At 64.7% G+C, this 17581-nt stretch carries 19 protein-coding genes, 2 pseudogenes and 1 riboswitch; of the genes and pseudogenes, 7 read left to right on the top strand and 14 right to left on the bottom strand.

Going from position 1 to position 17581, the window contains the following annotated elements:
• Positions 1-130 precede the first annotated feature (130 nt).
• Positions 131-1321, top strand: coding sequence for an adenylate/guanylate cyclase domain-containing protein (locus IVB18_RS36785; RefSeq protein ID WP_247985154.1), 1191 nt, complete (start codon positions 131-133; stop codon positions 1319-1321).
• A 46-nt stretch (positions 1322-1367) separates the two neighbouring features.
• Here the strand turns inward: IVB18_RS36785 and clpS are convergent, their stop codons facing one another.
• Genes clpS through IVB18_RS36760 form a run of 5 tightly spaced genes read right to left on the bottom strand, consistent with a single transcriptional unit; the run spans position 1368 to position 4111 of the window.
• Positions 1368-1673 (bottom strand): ATP-dependent Clp protease adapter ClpS, encoded by a 306-nt coding sequence (gene clpS, locus IVB18_RS36780; RefSeq protein ID WP_247985153.1) that lies wholly within the window; start codon positions 1671-1673, stop codon positions 1368-1370.
• A gap of 41 nt (positions 1674-1714) precedes the next feature.
• On the bottom strand, positions 1715-2056 hold the full coding sequence (locus IVB18_RS36775) for a DUF190 domain-containing protein (protein WP_247985152.1): 342 nt from the start codon (positions 2054-2056) through the stop codon (positions 1715-1717).
• Positions 2057-2058: 2 nt separating this feature from the next.
• Positions 2059-2487, bottom strand: coding sequence for a CrcB family protein (locus tag IVB18_RS36770; RefSeq protein WP_247985151.1), 429 nt, complete (start codon positions 2485-2487; stop codon positions 2059-2061).
• Positions 2488-2493: 6 nt separating this feature from the next.
• The gene (crcB, locus tag IVB18_RS36765; RefSeq protein ID WP_247985150.1) at positions 2494-2928 is read right to left on the bottom strand and encodes a fluoride efflux transporter CrcB; all 435 of its coding nucleotides are present in this window, start codon (positions 2926-2928) and stop codon (positions 2494-2496) included.
• A complete protein-coding gene (locus IVB18_RS36760) occupies positions 2903-4111 on the bottom strand; it encodes an MFS transporter (RefSeq protein ID WP_247985149.1) in 1209 nt (402 codons plus the stop codon). Before IVB18_RS36760 ends, crcB begins: the two co-directional genes overlap by 26 nt.
• Before the next feature lie 92 nt (positions 4112-4203).
• A riboswitch (Fluoride riboswitch) is annotated at positions 4204-4281 on the bottom strand.
• Positions 4282-4553: 272 nt separating this feature from the next.
• On the opposite strand from IVB18_RS36760, the gene IVB18_RS36755 reads away from it, so the two are divergent.
• Complete coding sequence (locus tag IVB18_RS36755) at positions 4554-5432, top strand: DUF1194 domain-containing protein (RefSeq protein ID WP_247985148.1); 879 nt, start codon at positions 4554-4556, stop codon at positions 5430-5432.
• Between the two features lie 177 nt (positions 5433-5609).
• A complete protein-coding gene (locus IVB18_RS36750) occupies positions 5610-6242 on the top strand; it encodes a hypothetical protein (protein ID WP_247985147.1) in 633 nt (210 codons plus the stop codon).
• A gap of 12 nt (positions 6243-6254) precedes the next feature.
• On the opposite strand, the gene IVB18_RS36745 is transcribed toward IVB18_RS36750, so the two are convergent.
• Together IVB18_RS36745 and IVB18_RS36740 are read right to left on the bottom strand one after the other, a co-directional pair.
• A complete protein-coding gene (locus tag IVB18_RS36745; RefSeq protein ID WP_247985146.1) occupies positions 6255-6548 on the bottom strand; it encodes a hypothetical protein in 294 nt (97 codons plus the stop codon).
• Positions 6545-7021, bottom strand: coding sequence for a hypothetical protein (locus IVB18_RS36740; RefSeq protein ID WP_247985145.1), 477 nt, complete (start codon positions 7019-7021; stop codon positions 6545-6547). The genes IVB18_RS36745 and IVB18_RS36740 overlap by 4 nt, the downstream gene beginning before the upstream one ends.
• Positions 7022-7123: 102 nt before the next feature.
• Between IVB18_RS36740 and IVB18_RS36735 the strand changes: the two genes are divergently transcribed.
• Together IVB18_RS36735 and IVB18_RS36730 are read left to right on the top strand one after the other, a co-directional pair.
• On the top strand, positions 7124-7570 hold the full coding sequence (locus IVB18_RS36735) for a GNAT family N-acetyltransferase (RefSeq protein WP_247985144.1): 447 nt from the start codon (positions 7124-7126) through the stop codon (positions 7568-7570).
• 71 nt (positions 7571-7641) lie between these two features.
• Positions 7642-8235 (top strand): porin family protein, encoded by a 594-nt coding sequence (locus IVB18_RS36730; RefSeq protein WP_247985143.1) that lies wholly within the window; start codon positions 7642-7644, stop codon positions 8233-8235.
• A 323-nt stretch (positions 8236-8558) separates the two neighbouring features.
• Here IVB18_RS36730 and IVB18_RS36725 read toward each other — a convergent pair whose 3' ends face one another.
• Complete coding sequence (locus tag IVB18_RS36725) at positions 8559-9527, bottom strand: LysR substrate-binding domain-containing protein (protein ID WP_247985142.1); 969 nt, start codon at positions 9525-9527, stop codon at positions 8559-8561.
• 57 nt (positions 9528-9584) lie between these two features.
• On the opposite strand from IVB18_RS36725, the pseudogene IVB18_RS36720 reads away from it, so the two are divergent.
• Positions 9585-9986, top strand: a pseudogene (locus tag IVB18_RS36720) (MFS transporter); the annotation flags it as partial.
• A gap of 70 nt (positions 9987-10056) precedes the next feature.
• Positions 10057-10986 carry an MFS transporter gene (locus IVB18_RS36715; protein WP_247985141.1) on the top strand — a complete coding sequence of 310 codons (930 nt, stop codon included), beginning with the start codon at positions 10057-10059 and terminating at the stop codon, positions 10984-10986.
• Positions 10987-11051: 65 nt separating this feature from the next.
• Here IVB18_RS36715 and IVB18_RS36710 read toward each other — a convergent pair whose 3' ends face one another.
• The 6 genes and pseudogenes from IVB18_RS36710 to IVB18_RS36685 all read right to left on the bottom strand — a co-directional run bounded on the left by IVB18_RS36710 (position 11052) and on the right by IVB18_RS36685 (position 17567).
• Entirely contained in the window at positions 11052-12299 is a 1248-nt protein-coding gene (locus IVB18_RS36710) for a methyltransferase (protein WP_247985140.1), read from the bottom strand.
• Positions 12292-13026, bottom strand: a complete 735-nt coding sequence (locus tag IVB18_RS36705; protein ID WP_247985139.1) for a TlyA family RNA methyltransferase — start codon at positions 13024-13026, stop codon at positions 12292-12294. The genes IVB18_RS36710 and IVB18_RS36705 overlap by 8 nt, the downstream gene beginning before the upstream one ends.
• 27 nt (positions 13027-13053) lie before the next feature.
• Positions 13054-13607, bottom strand: a pseudogene (locus tag IVB18_RS36700) (nucleoside 2-deoxyribosyltransferase).
• A gap of 187 nt (positions 13608-13794) precedes the next feature.
• The gene (dxs, locus tag IVB18_RS36695) at positions 13795-15723 is read right to left on the bottom strand and encodes a 1-deoxy-D-xylulose-5-phosphate synthase (protein WP_247985138.1); all 1929 of its coding nucleotides are present in this window, start codon (positions 15721-15723) and stop codon (positions 13795-13797) included.
• Between the two features lie 587 nt (positions 15724-16310).
• Positions 16311-16562, bottom strand: a complete 252-nt coding sequence (locus IVB18_RS36690; RefSeq protein WP_027516568.1) for an exodeoxyribonuclease VII small subunit — start codon at positions 16560-16562, stop codon at positions 16311-16313.
• Positions 16563-16637: 75 nt separating this feature from the next.
• Entirely contained in the window at positions 16638-17567 is a 930-nt protein-coding gene (locus tag IVB18_RS36685; protein ID WP_247985137.1) for a histone deacetylase family protein, read from the bottom strand.
• Positions 17568-17581: the final 14 nt, after the last annotated feature.

Here is a 17581-nt window from a genome sequence, read left to right as displayed (position 1 = left end):
GGCGTCCCGGTTGAAATGGCCGGGGCGCCGACGATGACGGCCGAGAGATCCATGTCACTGTTTCCTCACGGGGCATCATTAGTCCTCCGTGCAGCTTGACGGCTCCACAACTTCGTCCGCAAATGCGGGCATGGAAAGCTCCGAGCTTCAACGGATCATCAACTGGCTGATCGACGGCGCCAGGTCGTCAGGAGGGCCGGCCAAGATGATCGCGGATGTCTGCGAACATCTGGTCGAAGCCGGCCTGCCGCTGTGGCGGTTCGGAATCTTCATCCGCACGCTGCACCCCGAGATCTTCGGCCGCAACTTCATCTGGCGCGAGGGCCAGGAGGTCGAGATCGGTACGGTCGATTTCGAGATCCTGGACACGCCGGAATTTGCCAAGAGCCCGCTCCGGATCGTGTTCGAGGAGGGGCTGGAGGTCAGGGGACGCATGGACGATCCCGACAGCAAACGCTTTCCGTTCCTCGACGACATGCGTGCCGAATGCGTGACCGACTACGTCGCGACGCCGATGCGGTTTCTCGACGGCTCGGTTCACGCCTGTAGCTGGACCACGCGGCGTCCCGGCGGCTTCAGCGACAACCACATCGCGGCGATCCACTCCATCATGACGCCGCTCGCGCGCGTCAGCGAGATCATCAGCCTGCGCCGCACCGCCGCGATGCTGCTCGACACCTATGTCGGCAACCGCGCCGGCGCGCGCATCCTCGGCGGCCAGATCCGCCGCGGCCATAACGACACCATGCAGGCTGCGATCTGGCTCTCGGATTTGCGCGGCTTCACCGCGCTGTCGGACCGGCTGCCGGCCGAGACGGTGGTCGAGATCCTCAACCACTACTTCGACTGCCAGGTGACCGCGATCCGCGGCCATGGCGGCGAGGTATTGAAATTCATGGGCGACGGCCTGCTCGCGGTTTTTCCGATCGACGAATATGTCGGCGACGCCGCGCATGTCTGTTCGCGCGTGCTGGAAGCGGCGCGCGAATCCCGCGCCAGCGTCGGGGCGCTCGCTTATCCCGTCGGCGACGTCATCGAGCGCTTCCGCTTCGGCGTCGCGCTGCATGTCGGCAACATCCTCTACGGCAATATCGGCGGTGGCAACCGGCTCGACTTCACCTGCATCGGCCCCGCGGTCAATCTCGCGGCAAGGTTGGAGAAGATCGCGGGCCGGACAGGGCGGACCGTCGTGGCGTCCGAAGGTTTTGCCAGTGTCTGCAACGACGGCTGGCGCGAGCTCGGCGAATTTCCGATCGCGGGATTCTCCAAGGCGCAGCGCGTGTACGGGCTCGCCGAAGAGACGTCGGTGGTGATGGCCTGAAGCGTGATCAATCAGGCTGATTCATCGTCGCGTCCCGACCCATGCCCTATTCCTCCGGCTCCGTCGTGAACAGCAGCGGATAGCCCTTGGTGCGGGCGGCATCCGTTGCGCGTGTGGCCTTGGTCTCGGCGACGTCCTTGGTAAAGACCGCGACGACGCAGGCGCCGAGCTTGTGCGCGGTGATCATGACCTTGTAGGCCTGATCCTCGGTCATGCGGAATTCGGCCTTCAGGATCATGGTGACGAACTCGCGCGGCGTGAAGTCGTCGTTGATCAGGATGACCTTGTGCAGCTTCGGACGCTCGACCTTGGTCTTCGTCCTGGTTTTCGGCTTGGTAACGGTGTCGTTCATTCCGCCTCCCGGAAACGGCGGGCTCGGTTCAGCCGCGGTGCTCAGCGTGCGGTCCTCTCACCATATTGCAGAACCTGGACCTTCTCCAAGGTGATCAGCCCGCTCGACATCATGCCATCCAGGATGGGCAGGAATGCGTTGATGTTGTGCTCGCTGTCGACGATCTCGATCAGCAGCGGCAGATCCTCCGACAGCCGCAGGATCTTCGAGGTGTGCAGCCGACTCGACTTGCCAAAACCCATCGGGCCGCGCAGCACCGTGGCGCCGGCGAGGTGCAGCTCGCGCGCCCTGATCACGATCGCTTCATAAAGCGGCTTACCGTCGAAATGGTCGCTCTCGCCGATGAAGATCCGGAGCGAGACTGCCTGACTGGGAATTTGCATGATCAGCTCCTTTTCAAGCGGTTGTAGCGGCTCGCCATCATATGCCCGAGCGATACCGACACCAGCCAGCAGACGACGGATGCCGCGACATAGGCGAGCGCCGTCGATTTCATGCCGCCATGGAACAGGCGGAAGGTCTCCAGGCTGAAGGCCGAGAAGGTGGTGTAGCCGCCGCAGAACCCGGTCATGACGAACTGCCGGTGCTCCGGCCGCGCCAGCATACGCCCGTCGGGGCCGGTCAGCGTCGCGTAGAAGCCGATGATCAGCGATCCCGTGGCATTGATGAAGAGTGTCGCAAACGGAAAGCCGGGACCTGTGTCGAGTGCGAGCCCGACCAGATAGCGCGTCAGCCCGCCGACGATGCTGCCGGCGGAAACCCAGGCATAGAGCATCGCGCTGCGCCAACGGTCGGTCGAGGAGGAGACGGTCATGTGTGACTAGCCTCCGAGAGTGTCTGCGAGGAGGAAACCGCAACTGACGGCGAAGAGGCACAGCCCGACCGAGAACGCAACATTCCCGAGCGCGGCGAGCGGCTCGCCGTTGCGCGCGAGCGTCAGCGTTTGCAGGCTGAACGACGAGACGGTGGTGTAGCAGCCGAGGAACCCAGTGACCGCGAACAGCCATGGGTTGGGCGAGGCGAAGACCGAGCCGGGATGGGTGGCCAGCGCCCCGAAGATGCCGATCAGGAAGGCGCCGGTGACGTTGATGGTCATGGTGCCCCAGGGGAAGGTTTCGCCCAGCCGTCGCGCGATCGCGCCGGAGACGAAATAGCGCGTGCAGCCGCCGAACACGCTGCCGATCACGATCGCGATCACTCCGCTCAGCACGACGAATAGTCTCCCCTCATCATTCGCGCTCCGTTGCCAGTCCATCGCCGATCACGAACAACCCCGCAAGCGCGACCAGTGCGAAGCCGAGCCCGGCGAGGAACGTGCCGACCGGGCCGTAGGCGTCCCACAGCGCGCCGGCGATCACGCTCGCGGCCAGCAGTGCGAGCCCCGTGAACAGGTTGAAATAGCCGAATGCGGTGCCGCGCAGGTTTGGTGGCGCGGTGTCGGCGACGAGGGCCGAGAGCAGGCCCTGCGTCAGCCCCATATGCAGGCCCCAGAGCATGACGCCGAGCGCCAGGCCCGCAAGGCTCGGCAGCAGGGCGAGCGCAAGATCGGCCCCGGCGAGGAAGACGAGGCCGATCGCGAGCAGGCCGGTCCGGTTGATGCGGTCCGACAATACGCCGGCCGGATAGGCCGACAGCGCGTAAGTGATGTTCATCAGCACCAGCACCGCAGGCACCCACATCGGATTGAGCCCGATGTTCTGCGCCCGCAGGATCAGAAAGGCCTCGCTGAAGCGCGCCAGCGTGAAGACGACGCCGACCGCCACGACACGCCAGTACATCGCCCCGAGCTGCCGCATCGCTGCCGTGTTGAGCGGATTCTTCGCAGGCTCCTGCCCCGCGTCCGGCTCCGGCTCGCTCACCGCAAACGTGATCAGTCCGAAGGACAGGAACGCCGGCAGCACCGCAACCCAGAACACGGCGGTAAAATTGTCCGCGGTCCACCACATCAGGCCGATCGCCGCGAGCGGCCCGATGAAGGCGCCGATGGTGTCGAGCGATTGCCGCAGGCCGAAGCTTGCGCCACGCAGGCCTACTGGCGCGATGTCGGCGATCAGCGCATCGCGCGGCGCGCCGCGGATGCCTTTACCGACGCGGTCGACGAAGCGGGCGGCGACCAGCCACCCGACGCTGGGAGCGAGCGGGAACAGCGGCTTGGTAAGGGCGGCGAGACCGTAGCCGAGCGCGGCGAGCAGCTTGCGCCGGCCGAGCCAGTCCGACAGCGCGCCGGAAAAGATCTTCGTGATCGAGGCGGTCGCTTCCGCGATGCCCTCGATGAAGCCGACGGTGAGCGTGGAGGCGCCGAGCACGGTGACGAGATAGACCGGCAGCAGCGCGTGGATCATCTCCGAGGAGATGTCCATCAGCATCGAGACGAAGCCGAGCACCCAGATTCCTCTGGGAAGCCCGGCACGCGCAGCATTCGGTCTGATCGTCGTCACGTTCCGGCCTTCGTCATCAGGCAACAAAAAACCCGCCATTGGCGGGTTCGTCCATGCTCCCGCCAAAGGCAGAGGCTGAAAAGATTGCCTCACCTCGAGCAGGAATCATCAGCCCACTACGATCATCGACCGCCGAGCGGTTGCCGGGGGACTCCATCCCCATCTGTGCGGCCAGCCTAGCATGGAAACCGCGCGGGACAATAGGGTGGGAGGATGCTGTCCCAGGATGCTGTTCAGGACTCGTCATTCCGGTTCGGCTCATTTGAGCCGTCCCCGGAATGACGCGCGTAGAGATCGATGCGCAGCGGCGCGAGCGTGGCGACATGGCGGCAGCTTTGCGCAACGACGAAATTCCTAACTCGAATGTGAAGCGCAAGCGATCTTCGTACTTTGCGGCAAGGCGATTGCATGTCACCATCGCGTCATACGACGGGAGACTGCGATGCGATTGCTGTTCTCGATCGGGGCTGTGCTGGTGGCCGGCGTGCTTGCCGGAGGGGATGTCGCGGGCATCGCTGCACCAGGATCTAAATTTGAACCGCCGAAGTTTGAGCCGCCTAAAAATCAGCCGCAGCGGCAGGCCGCCGACAAGGACGCGCAGACGGTCGACGTCGAGCTGGTCCTCGCGGTCGACGTCTCCTACTCCATGGACATGGACGAGCTCGCGATCCAGCGCGAAGGCTATGCGCAGGCGATCCAGTCGAAGGAATTCTTGCAGGCGTTGAAGCTGGGGCCGAACGGCAGGATCGCGGTGACCTATTTCGAGTGGGCCGCCTCGACCGACCAGAAGATCATCATCCCCTGGCGGCTGATCGACGGACCGGAGACCGCGGATGCTGTCGCGGCCGAAATCATGAAGACGCCAATCCGCCGCGCCTCGCGCACCTCGATTTCCGGCGCGATCAGCTTTGCGATGCCGCTGCTCGACGAGGATCCCTATCACGGGATTCGCCGCGTGATCGACATCTCCGGCGACGGCCCCAACAACAATGGCGGTCCGGTCACGGTGGCCCGCGACGCCGCGGTCGAGAAAGGCATCGTCATCAACGGCCTGCCGATCATGGTCAAGGAGCCGTCCTATTCGACCATGGATATCGACAATCTCGATTACTACTACGAGGACTGCGTCATCGGCGGCCCCGGCTCCTTCGTGATCACGATCAAGGACCGCGACAAGTTCAAGGAAGCGATCCGCACGAAACTCTTGATGGAGGTTGCGGGCCGCACGCCGGAGCGCCCGGTGGTGCCGGTGGCGGACAAGGAGCCGCGCGTCAGCTGCATGATCGGCGAGAAGATCTGGTCGGACCGCTGGGGACGCTGAGATGCTACCCCGATGAGGCCATTTGCCTCATTTCGACCGCCGGTTGAATTTAACCGTTCGTTAATCGGTGGGTGGCCCTAATCCGGTTGTTTCCAGTTGTTTCCGTCAATGTCCTGACATTGCTGACCGGCGCGCGCACAAACGCGGGTTTGTCAAACTGGTCCGCCGAGCAATCCAATGGCCATCGTCACGCAGAGCACCAGCCAGATTTCTCCAGCCAACGAGCGCGTCTATCACCAGAGCGCTCTGCTCGGTGAATGGAAGGGCAATTGGGCGGGCAACAACCAGGCCGTCGGCTTCAAGGTGGTGAACATCCGCGGTGCCCGGGCGCAGGTCGAGTACACCCATAACGGGCACACCGAGCGCGGTTTTGGCCAGGTCAGTGGCGCGCTTATCACCTTCGGCACGGTCACGGTCGGCACCAAGGACGGCAAGAACTTGGTGCTCTTGTCCTCAGCGGGCGCTGGCAAGCAGACCGCGTCCCTCGAGAAGCAGGCGCCGCCGGCCTCTGACAGCCGCCTGATCGGAAGCTGGGGCGGCTATTCGAGCGACAATGGCAAGAGCGCGAGCTTTCGCATTCTGTCCGTCAACGGCAACGAAGCCCAGGTCAGCGTCACCACCGATGGCATCACCCGCCAGGGCACCGGCATCGTCTACAAGAACGTCATCATGTTCGGACAGGCGCAGATCGCCACGGACGATGGCCAGAACGGCAAGATCATCTACCAGGTCGGCACCAAATCCTTCATGGTGCCCGTGACGAAGTATCCGCCGTCCGATACATCGTCCTCGGTGGACAAGACGGCCTGAACTCGAGCGGCGCTATTTGGCGGCAAGCGGTGGCAGCGGCGGCACGCTGTCGTTCGGCGCCTCCGCCTGCATCGTGATCAGCGTCATCGAGACCAGGTCGTAATAGCCGATCAGACCGATGATATCCATGATGCCGTGCTCGCCGAACTTTTGCTGCGCCGCCCGGTAGACCTCGTCAGACACCTTCTTGTCGTGATAGAGCGCCATCGCGAGGTCGTAGAGGGCGGCTTCGTTGTCCTTCATCGCCTGTGGCCGCACGCCGTTCGCGATGTCCTTGGCGACCTGCGGATCGAGCCCGGCCTTCATGGCGAGCGGATAATGCGCAAACCATTCATAGTGTGCCGTCCACAGCCGCGCGGTGATGAGGATGGCGAATTCGCTGAGCCGCGCCGGGAGCGACGAGAGTTCCAGCGCAGATAGTCCGACATCGCCGAGAGTTTTGGCGCCAGCTCCGGATTGCGGATGTAGGCGCGGTAGGGCGGGTTGGTGATTTTGGCATTGCGCGGAGGCGTCGCGATCGCGTCGGCCCATTCTTTCTGCGGCGGGGAGAGGTCGTCAGGTTTCAAAGGCGCGAAGCGGATTGGCTCGCTGGCACGGCCGGCTCCCGAGGTCGTCACCGTGAGCAGTACAACCAGCGCCAGGCCCAGATATTTCATCGTCATCCTCCCATCCCGGCGGACTCGCGTCGCCTTGATCAACGCCAGCTTACGTTGCGGCGCGAACGAGGCAAGGAGATCGGCGCCGGGCGAGGCTGCGGCATCGGCATGGCCGTGCAGCAAGTGTGCGCAGGTCATCGCCGACCGCGATGGGAATCAGGTTACATTCGTCGACACGACACCGCCGCCAGATTGTGAGCGACCGGTCAAATGCAGGATCGCAATATGCGAAACGCCAGACGGGCTCGAGAGTCCGATCTTCTCGCGCTGCTCGATCTGTTTCGCGTCTCGGAGGTCAGTGCGGCCGCCGAGCCGCTGGAGCGAGCGGCGGATATCTGGCGACAGATACTGTCCCGCGGCGATCTCGCCGTCTTGGTCTCGGAAGAGGCGGACAGAATCGTCGCTACCTGTATGCTCATCACCGCGCCGAACCTGTTGCGTGCCGGCCGGGGCCACGGTTTCCTCGAAAATGTCGTGACCCATCCCGAATATCAGGGGCGCGGCCATGGACGGGCTGTGGTCGCGGCGGCGCTGGCTGAAGCCTGGCGCAAGGACTGCCACCACGTCCTGATGCAAAGCGGCCGCAAGGATCCGCGCGTGCATCGCTTCTATGAGGGATGCGGATTCGTGCCGGGGCTCAGGACGGGCTACGTCGCCCGCGCGCCCGGCTGAGGGCGGCGCCACTCACTGGCATTCCTGCTGTCCGGAGGGTATAATCCAAGGACTTTTTGACGGTAGCCGGAATGTTCAGACTCGCAGGTTCATGTGGTTTTGCAACTCTGTTCGCGGTGCTTTGCCTGGGCGGAGCGCCGGTTCATGCGCAAGTTTCGCCCCTGAGGTATTGGATACCGGGCGGGCCTTTCGCCCTCAGTGGCAGTGCCGGCCAGAGCTCCGAAACTTACGGTAACTTTCCAAGCTTCACTGCCGACGGCCGCCAAAATTTTCAGAGCGGTTTCTTTGTCGGAAGCGAACGCGGCAACGCGGGTTCGAACGGCATCAGCCAAGGCGGAGCGTCGGGCAATTTCAGTGCGCTCTCGTATGAGAGCACGCAGCTCGGTTACAACTACAAGACTGCGGGCGGCCTGCCGGTCACGTTCTTCGCCGGCTTCGACACGCTGAAATACGTCAACGGTATTGGCAGTTCGCTTGCGCCGCTCACTTCCGGCACCTCGCCGGGCTATGGCGCGTTTGCGGGGGTCGAATTCAAGCCGACCTCCAACCTCAGCCTGTCGTTCGGGGTCGGTTACACCCAACAGCAGTCGGGGCGCATGGACAGCGATATCAACTCGTCCATGTTGCCGGGCGAGTCGCCGGTTTTTGGCGGTCTTCGCCGCTAAGGCATGACCCGGGAAAGTGTGTAGCGGTTTCCCCTCGCGACAAACGCGGAACGCGTTTGCGCGGAGGTCATGCTCAAACAATAAAACTACCGCGTAAACCGCGCGACCAGCTCGACATGCGGCGTGTACTGGAACTGGTCAACTGGCACCACGGTCTCGATCCAAGCCGCGCGTCGCGGGCGAATGTCCCGGCATTGCAGGACACCGCGACGCTTCGACAGTGCGGCGGAGATCGCCGCTCGCTGTTCATGCGCTTCCAGATGCAATCGCTGCACACGGACGGTCGCACCGGCGCGCCGATCGATTGGCGTTGCGCGGCGCCATCACAACCGGCCGCCCGCGGTAGCCTCGCGCGCAATCCAGTCGGCGAACTGCTTGACGCGCCTGTCGCCGCACAGCGATGCAGGCCATCGGATGACGTGAGTCTTGCTCGATGGCATGTCCCATTCCGGGGACAGGACCCGGCAGAGGCGGCGGTCGCCGATGGCGTCGGTTACGAGCAGTGATCGTGCGAGTACGACACCGCCGCCCTGGAGCGCGGCGGCAAGCGCCGTGCCGATCGTGTCGAATCTCAGTCCACCGGGAACCGCAGTTGCGATACCCAACCGCTCGAACCACACGGACCAGGACCACTCCGCTCCGTCGTTTCGCCCGGCCGGCCCCTTGTGAATGATGGGAAGAGCTGTAAGTCCGGCCGCGTTGCGCAGCGGCCGGCCGCCCGGAAGCAGGGATCGGGTCGCCACGGGAAAGACACTCTCGTTGAACAGCAGCCGCTGCGTCGAGCTTGCCCGCGCCTGCAAGCGCGGGAGCCAGAGAATTTGCACATCGACGTCTGCGGCGCGCGCCTGCGCGTCGCTTGCGACCGCGACAAGTTCCAGCGCCAGGCCGGAATGCGCGGACGCGAAGCGCGGAAGCCGCCGTACCAGCCAATAATCCGCGAGCGCGGATCCGACGCCTACCTTGAGCATCGTCGGGCGTGCCGAGGCGCGCGAACGAGCGCGCAATCCGGCCATGTCGTCGAGAAGCTTGCTCAGGCCGTCAGCCAATGTGCCACCCGCCTCGGTTGGGGACAGTCCGGCTCCGCTCCGACGGAGCAGCTCCGCGCCGATGAATACCTCGAGCTTCTTCAGCCGGTGACTGACGGCGCTCTGCGTCAGACCGAGCTCCTTGGCCGCGAGCGTCATGCTTCGATGCCGAAGGGCGGCATCGAAAGCGACCAGACCATCGAAGGGCGGCAGCGCACGCATCATGCCAGTATGAACGAGATTCATGATGACGTGAATAGGTGACATCGTCTTGATCGGGCCGCCGGCGTGAAATCGCGAAACAGGGATCGATCCGAAATCTCCATGACGAATGCATCCATGACCGCAGAGGGTAGCGCCGTGAGCGCTCCACCGTCGCTATTGCCCGTGCTGGCTCTGGGCCTTGCGGCCTTCCTCACCAATTTCGACATCACGGCGGTGGTCATGGCCTTGCCTGCCATCGCCCAGGAGATTGACCTCGGCATCTCCGGTTACGCTTGGACGATGGACGCCTACAGCCTCGCCTTCACCGGTTCGTTGCTGGTCGCAGGTGCGCTGGCGGATCGTTATGGCCGGCGCCGGTCGATGCTGGGCGGAAACGTCGTGTTCGCAATCGCATCGTTGGGCTGTGGCGTCGCGTCGAATGGCCCAAGCCTATGGGCCGCGCGCGCGGTGCAGGGCATCGGAGCAGCGTTCCTCGTGACTGCCGCCATCGCATTGATCGCAAGTGCGTACTCCGGTCCCGCAGCGCGTACGCGGGCATTCGCGTGGCTGGGCGTGATGTCGGGAAATCGCGATGGCCTTGGGCCCGACCATCGGCGGGCTGGTCTCTGCGTGGGTCGGCTGGCGTTGGATCTTCCTGATCAACCTGCCGGCCTGTGCCATGGTCGCCTGGGGTGTTCCCCGGTTGGTCGGCGAAGAACGGGCGGTTTCGCCGCGAAAGCTGGATTTTGCAGGCATGGTCCTTCTGACGGCGGCGCTCTGTGCCGTGATCGAGGCGCTACTCCTGGCGCGATCGTCAACGACCACACTTGCAGGCGGATTGGCGGCCGGCCTCCTGCTGATGGCGCTGTTTGTCGCGCAGCAAAGGCGGCGCGAACAGGCGATCTTCGACCCGGTCGTGTTCGCGCAGCCTGCCGTGGTCGGCGTCGGCGTGCTGCTTTTCGCGGTGTCGATCGGGTTTTGGGCGATCCTGGTTTACTTGCCGCTGTTTCTGACAGGGGTCTTTGGCTGGTCGTCCCGGACAATCGGCGTGGCGCTGCTGTGCGCGACATTGCCCATGCTGGTCGTGCCACCTCTGGGCGGGCGCCTCGTCAATCGCGTGGGATGGCGATGGTGCTTCGCGATGGCCCTTGTCCTCGTCGCGATGGGCAATGCGAGCCTCATGGTCGCCGCCGCCGGCTCCGCTCATCAATTCGCTCAAATCGTGTTCGGCATGGTCGCAATCGGCGTCGGCGCCGCGCTCGCCCATCCGCAGCTTTCCGGAGCGGTCGTTGCCCTGGTGCCGGCGGAGATGGCGAGCATGGCATCGGCCGTCACGATCGTGGCGAGACAGGCCGGATTTGCCCTCGGCATCGCCGTGCTCGGGGTGCTGCTCGACCCCGCAAATCCGACGGGCGGCTTCAGCTGGTTGTTTGCGGCGGCGACCGTTGCCTCGCTCGGAGGCGTAGCAGGAGGGCTCTTGCTCCTGCCTCGGCAGGCCACGGGCCAGTCGATTGGTCGGTGATCGGCGGGTCTCTGCCCTACACAAGCGCAGGCCCGGCAATTTCTGGGGCGAGCGAAGTTAACCCACTACCGCGTAAATCGCGCGACCAGTTCGACATGCGGCGTGTGCCGGAACTGGTCGACCGGCACCACGGTCTCGATCCTGTAGCCGCCGTCGATCAGCAGCCGTGCATCGCGGGCGAATGTCGCGGCATTGCAGGATACCGCGACGACGACCGGTACCTTGCTCGCGGCGAGTTTTAGCGCCTGCGCCTGCGCGCCCTGGCGCGGAGGGTCGAACACGACGGCGTCGAAGTCGCGCAGCTCCTGCGGCACCAGCGGGCGGCGGAACAGGTCGCGCGGCTCGGCCTTGATCGGCTTCAAGCCGGGTGTGTGCGCCGCTTTTGCCAGCGCAGCGATCGCGCCTGCATCGTTGTCACAGGCGGTGATGCGGGCCTTCTCCGCAAGCCGAAGCGCGAACGGGCCGACGCCGCAGAAGAGGTCGAGAACCTCCTTGGCCTTGCCGACACGCTCGACGACGAGCGCGGCCAGCGTCTGTTCGCCAGCGGCGGTTGCTTGCAGGAACGAGCCGGGCGGCAGCGTCACTTCGGCGCGGCCCATCTGCAGGGTCGGTGGCAAACGTTGCAGCACCAGTTCGCCGTGTCGCGTCAGCCGCGCCAGCCGATGCTGCTCGGCGACCCGGGAGAGCGCCGTGATGATCGCCGTCGGCAGCGGGCCGGAGCCGCGCACATCGACATCGAGGCCGTTGGCGGTGGCGGTGACCTGGATGTCGAGCGGTTTTGTCACCGGCATCTTCGAGGTCAGCGGCTCGGCCAGTGCCCAGGCGGCATCGAGCGCACCGTCGAGCGCGGGATCGAGGATGGGACAGCGATGGATTGGGATAACGTCGTGCGAGTTCGCCGCCGCAAAACCCACCTTGAGGATGTCATGCGTGCCGAACCGGCCGTGCAGCGTGACACGCCTGCGCCCCCTCCCATGGGCATCGACCAGCGGCGCGACCTCGCAATCGATGCCGGCCTGCGCCAGTGTCTCAACCACGATGCTGCGCTTCCAGGCATGGTACGGCTCGGCTGCCCAATGCTGGATGGCACAGCCGCCGCAGACGCCGAAATGCGGACAGAACGGTACGATGCGCGCGGGGCTTGCGACATCGACTGCGAGCAGCTTGCGGCGATCGGGATGGTGGCCCACGACATGATCGACCTCGACGGTCTCGCCGCCGAGCGTATAGGGCACATAGATCGCATCGCCCGCAGCGAGCGAGACGCCGTCGCCGCGATGGCCGACGTGATCGATCTTGAGGCGCTCAACCACGGCGCGCGCCCAGGAAGAATTCGATGTTGCCGTCCCCGCCCGTGATCGGCGAGGGAAACACCTCGATGTCGGTGCAGCCGAGCGAGGCCGCGAACGCCGCGACGTCGTCGCAGATCTCCTGGTGCACGGCAGCGTCCCGGATGATCCCCTTCTTGTTGTGCTTCCGCTCGGCCTCGAACTGCGGCTTGATCAGCGCGAGCAGGCTCATGGGCGCTGCGGCAAGCGACAGCGCCACAGGCAGCACTGTCTTCAGCGAGATGAAGCTGACGTCGATGACCACGACATCGGGCCGCGCCGGCAGCCGCTTACCTTCATAGGTGCGGATGTCGGTCTCCTCCATCGAGACGATTTTCGAATGCCCACGCAACGAGGGATGTAATTGGTCGCGGCCGACATCGACCGCGAACACGAGGCTCGCGCCGTTAGCGAGCAGCACTTCGGTGAAGCCTCCGGTGGAGGCGCCGACGTCGAGGCAGACATGGTCCTCGATCTCGATCGGATAGCGCTCCAGCGCGCCGGCGAGCTTGACGCCGCCGCGCGAGACATAGGGATGCGCGGGCTCGGCCTGGATCACGGCGTCCTCGGCGATGGTCTCCGATGGCTTTGCGACCGGCTTGGCATCCGCGGTGACGAGCCCGGCCTCGATCGCCGCGCGCGCCCGCGCCCGGCTTTCGAACAGGCCGCGTTCGACCAGCAGAACATCCGCGCGCTTGCGGGAAGGGGACATCACGCTCTCCGGAGACGATTGAAGCGTCTATGTAGTGATAAGTCGCGCGGCCGCGATCCGGACGCAAGTCTCGAACGCGGCAAGATCATGCCAGACGTCGATGGGCATCTCTGCCGGGCTCACCAGCGGGCAGCCATGCAGTTCCAGCGCATGGATCATCATGAGATTGTCGGCGAGGCCAAAGTCCTCGACTGTCAGCCCCTGCGCATCGACCAGCCGTCCGTCTTCACGCACGACATCGACGAGGCGCCCGACGCGGTCGGCATAGACGGCGCCATCGTTGGAATAGGCCAGGCAAAGCTTGCGGCGACCGGCCATGTAGCCGAGCTCATAGACGGTACCGGGATCGGCCCCGGCGCCGCGGAACGGGGTGAGATTGGCGATGATGGCATCGGCCCGATCCATCATCGCCTCGTTGCCGGTAAAGATCTGCCGCGAGGCGTCGGGGGCGGTGAGATCGATGGCGTTGTCGAGGGGATAGAGGCCGGCGAGCCCGTGAACCGCACGATCGCGACCTTCTGTCGGCCAATTTCGACTGCGTCCGGCAGGAACACGTCTGGGCCTGCCAGATAGACTTTCATGGGGTGACTGCTCTGAAGAAATCAGACGAGCTATAAGCCGCGACGAAAACTGCGCTCCCTCCCCCGCTTGCGGGGGAGGGTTGGGGAGAGGGTGTTTCCGCAAGCGAGAACCCCCAAGAGGAGAAAGCCCTCACCCGCGCCTTCGGCGCGACCTCTCCCGCAAGCGGGAGAGGTGAAGGAAGCAAGCTCAGGCGAGCATGACCGTCTCGGTCTTCACATCCTTGCCGAGCGCCTCGAACACCTTTGCGACGATGCCCTTGGCGTCGAGACCGGCGCGGCCGTACATCGCGGCCGGCGTGTCGTGGTCCTGGAACACGTCGGGCAGCACCATGGAGCGGAAGCGCACCATGCCGCTGTCGAGCGCACCCTGGTCGGTCAGGAACTGGGCGACATGCGAGCCGAAGCCGCCGACCGCGCCTTCCTCGACCGTGATCAGGATCTCGTGGTCGCGGGCGAGCTTGAGCACCAGCTCGGTATCCAGCGGCTTCATGAAGCGCGCATCGGCGATCGTGGTGGACAGGCCGTGGGCGGCGAGCTCGTCGGCCGCCTTCTCGCATTCGGCCAGACGCGTGCCGAAGGAGAGCAGGGCGATCTTGCTGCCCTGGCGGATCACGCGGCCTTTGCCGACTTCGAGGGGAACGCCGACCTCGGGCATCTCGATGCCCCGGCCTTCGCCGCGCGGATAGCGCAGCGCGCTGGGGCGGTCGTTGATCGCGACCTGGGTTGCAACCATGTGCACCATGTCGGCTTCGTCGGCCGCCGCCATGATCACCATGTTCGGCAGGCAGCCGAGATAGGCATTGTCGAACGAGCCGGCATGCGTCGCGCCGTCGGCGCCGACAAGGCCGGCCCGGTCGATGGCGAAGCGGACGGGCAAATTCTGGATCGCGACGTCATGCACGATCTGGTCGTAGCCACGCTGGAGGAAGGTCGAGTAGATCGCGCAGAACGGCTTGTAGCCTTCGCTCGCAAGACCCGCGGCAAACGTCACCGCGTGCTGCTCGGCAATGCCGACGTCGAAGGTGCGGTCCGGAAACGCCTTGTTGAAGATGTCGACGCCGGTGCCGGACGGCATCGCCGCGGTGATGGCGACGATCTTGTCGTCCTTCTCGGCTTCCTTCACGAGGCTCTGGCCGAACACGTTCTGATAGGCCGGCGCGTTCGGCTTGGCCTTGGCCTGGGTGCCGGTCGCGACGTCGAACTTGACGACAGCGTGGTACTTGTCGGCGGAGGCTTCCGCCGGACCGTAGCCCTTGCCCTTCTGCGTCACGACGTGGACCAGGATCGGGCCGGTCTCCATGTCGCGGACGTTCTTCAGCACGGGCAGCAGATGGTCGAGGTTATGGCCGTCGATCGGGCCGACGTAATAGAAGCCGAGCTCCTCGAACAGAGTGCCGCCATCCATCATGAAGCCGCGGGAATATTCTTCGACGCGGTTGGCGCGGTTGGCGAGGATCTTGGGCAGCCGCTTGTTGATCTGCTTGGCGGCCTCGCGCAGCGTGCGATAGGTCTTGCCGGAATAGAGCCGCGACAGATAGGCGCTCATGGCGCCGACCGGAGGCGCGATCGACATGTCGTTGTCGTTGAGGATGACGATCAGGCGGGAGTTCATCGCGCCGGCATTGTTCATGGCCTCATAGGCCATGCCGGCCGACATCGCGCCGTCACCGATCACGGCGATAACGTTGTTCTTGCCGCCCGAGAGGTCGCGCGCCACCGCCATGCCGAGGCCGGCGGAGATCGAGGTCGAGGAATGCGCGGCGCCGAACGGATCGTAGTCGCTCTCGCTGCGCTTGGTGAAGCCGGACAGGCCGCCGCCGGTGCGCAGCGTGCGGATGCGGTCGCGCCGGCCGGTGAGGATCTTGTGCGGATAGGCCTGGTGGCCGACGTCCCAGATCAGCCGGTCGCGCGGCGTGTCGAAGACGTAATGGATCGCGGTGGTGAGCTCAACCACGCCGAGGCCCGCGCCGAAGTGACCGCCGGTCACCGAGACGGCATCGATGGTCTCCTGGCGCAGCTCGTCGGCGACCTGCCGAACCTGCTCGATCTTGAGCTTGCGCAGGTCGTCCGGCGTCTGGATGGTGTCGAGAAGCGGCGTTTTACTGTATGCGTTCACGGCGATTTCCAATTTGTCAGCGCCGGAAGGTCATTCCGGTGCGCGATGGGTTTGCACAATATCGGCGCAGCGCGAGTCCTCAACCGTCGGAGCCACCTGCATGGGGCCGAGCCCCTTCTTCAAGCTTAGGTGAGCTTAGGTGCGCTCCGGTTCAGTCTCTGTGATCCCTGTCACTTAGATCGGCTTCGTCCGTCCCAACCAATTTCATCAGCAGTTTGAAGCGCTTGTCGTTGGTAATCGGTGCCCACGCAAGGCTTACAAAAAGCCACACTCCGCGCAGCTTTACACCAAACCTTGGGCCAAAGCCAACCCGCGGGGCCGATTACGGCTATGCAGGTGCAACCCACGGGCCAGTTTGGTTAATCGTGGCGCCGCAGGAGGGGTTCCGATCTTGCCCGGTTCCTCGGCAGGTTTTTGGGCGAGAGCGAGGCCATTTTGGGTGGATTCACGGAGCTGCAATGCTCTCCGGCGCGAATCGCGATCGCGTCAATCGCGCGCGGTCACGTAGCTCGCGAGCCGAACCTCACATGATCATGAAAAATTGCAAGCGGCCACCGCAGGAAATGGGCGGCTCCGACGCGCGGCCCTTACTGCACGTCGAGCGGTGCGGTGCCGGTGGCCTGGCCACTGGCATCGGTGGTGATCTTGTCGACGCGCGCCTCGGCTTGGCGCAGGAGTTCCTCGCAGCGGCGCTTCAGGGCTTCGCCGCGCTCGTAGATCGTCACGGATTCCTCGAGCGGCACCTTGCCGTCCTCGAGCCGTTTCACGATCGTCTCCAGCTCCTCAATGGCGCGTTCGAAGGTGAGCCTGGAGACGTCGATTTGGGTGTTTTCGGCCATATCCGTTTCCGATTGCCCGATTCGCTTCACATGCAGTGAAAGCAGAGTTTTGCGGGCGTAATGTGGCGGGTGACTTCAAGCGCCCATCAGGGCGCCGACATGCGCCGTAACAGATTCTTTCAATCCTTGCAGATCATAGCCGCCCTCGAGCACCGAAACAATTCGGCCTTCCGCGGTCTTGTCGGCGAGGTCCATCAGCTTGCGCGTGACCCAGGTGTAGTCCTCCGCGCGCAAATTCAGCGAAGCCAAGGGATCGCGGTAATGCGCATCGAAGCCCGCGGAGATGATGAGCAGCTCGGGGCTGAACTTTGCGAGTTGCGGCAGGATCAAATTCTCGAACGCGATGCGGAATTCCGGGCCGCCATCTTCGGAGGCGAGCGGCGCATTGACGATGGTATCGTGCTCGCCGCGCTCGCCCCGCGCGCCGGTGCCCGGAAACAGCGGCATCTGGTGCGTCGAGCAGTACATCACGGTCGGATCCGACCAGAAGATGTCCTGCGTGCCGTTGCCGTGATGCACGTCGAAATCGACGATGGCCGCACGCTTGATGCCGTATTTGCGCTGCGCGTGGCGCGCCGCGATCGCGACATTGTCGAAGAAGCAGAAGCCCATCGGCTTGCCGATCTCGGCGTGATGTCCGGGCGGGCGCACCGCGACGAAGGCGTTGCGGTGCTCGCCCGCCATCACCGCTTCGGTCGCGGCGACCGCGCCGCCGACGCCGCGCATCACCGCTTCCCAGGTGCCCGGCGACATCGAGGTGTCACCGTCGACGTAAACCTGGCCGCTGGTCGGCGCGATGTGGCGCAGCTCGGTGACATAATGCTCGTTGTGGCACAACGTGACGAGATCGAGATCGCCCTCCGGCGCCTGGTCGCGCACCAGGAACTGGAAACGCTCATGCGACAGCGCTTCCTCCACCGCGCGCAGGCGGTCCGGCCGCTCGGGATGTCCCGGCGGCGTGACGTGGTCGAGGCAGGCCTTGTGGGAGAGGAGAAGCGTGCTCATCAGGTCGGGCTCAC

The organism is Bradyrhizobium sp. 186, from assembly GCF_023101685.1.
In the GTDB taxonomy this organism is placed as follows: Bacteria; Pseudomonadota; Alphaproteobacteria; order Rhizobiales; family Xanthobacteraceae; genus Bradyrhizobium.
This window is presented reverse-complemented; position numbering and strand designations above follow the sequence as displayed.

Bases quoted from the DNA above. Each gene is read 5' to 3' on its own strand.
- IVB18_RS36750 (WP_247985147.1), top strand. From the start codon at position 5,610: ATGGCCATCGTCACGCAGAGCACCAGCCAGATTTCTCCAGCCAACGAG.
- IVB18_RS36775 (WP_247985152.1), bottom strand. From the start codon at position 2,056: ATGCAAATTCCCAGTCAGGCAGTCTCGCTCCGGATCTTCATCGGCGAG.
- IVB18_RS36715 (WP_247985141.1), top strand. From the start codon at position 10,057: ATGGCCTTGGGCCCGACCATCGGCGGGCTGGTCTCTGCGTGGGTCGGC.
- IVB18_RS36685 (WP_247985137.1), bottom strand. From the start codon at position 17,567: ATGAGCACGCTTCTCCTCTCCCACAAGGCCTGCCTCGACCACGTCACG.
- IVB18_RS36730 (WP_247985143.1), top strand. From the start codon at position 7,642: ATGTTCAGACTCGCAGGTTCATGTGGTTTTGCAACTCTGTTCGCGGTG.
- crcB (WP_247985150.1), bottom strand. From the start codon at position 2,928: ATGGACTGGCAACGGAGCGCGAATGATGAGGGGAGACTATTCGTCGTG.
- IVB18_RS36745 (WP_247985146.1), bottom strand. From the start codon at position 6,548: ATGAAGGCCGGGCTCGATCCGCAGGTCGCCAAGGACATCGCGAACGGC.
- IVB18_RS36705 (WP_247985139.1), bottom strand. From the start codon at position 13,026: ATGTCCCCTTCCCGCAAGCGCGCGGATGTTCTGCTGGTCGAACGCGGC.
- IVB18_RS36725 (WP_247985142.1), bottom strand. From the start codon at position 9,527: ATGTCACCTATTCACGTCATCATGAATCTCGTTCATACTGGCATGATG.
- IVB18_RS36755 (WP_247985148.1), top strand. From the start codon at position 4,554: ATGCGATTGCTGTTCTCGATCGGGGCTGTGCTGGTGGCCGGCGTGCTT.
- clpS (WP_247985153.1), bottom strand. From the start codon at position 1,673: ATGAACGACACCGTTACCAAGCCGAAAACCAGGACGAAGACCAAGGTC.
- IVB18_RS36785 (WP_247985154.1), top strand. From the start codon at position 131: ATGGAAAGCTCCGAGCTTCAACGGATCATCAACTGGCTGATCGACGGC.
- IVB18_RS36690 (WP_027516568.1), bottom strand. From the start codon at position 16,562: ATGGCCGAAAACACCCAAATCGACGTCTCCAGGCTCACCTTCGAACGC.
- IVB18_RS36770 (WP_247985151.1), bottom strand. From the start codon at position 2,487: ATGACCGTCTCCTCCTCGACCGACCGTTGGCGCAGCGCGATGCTCTAT.
- IVB18_RS36735 (WP_247985144.1), top strand. From the start codon at position 7,124: ATGCGAAACGCCAGACGGGCTCGAGAGTCCGATCTTCTCGCGCTGCTC.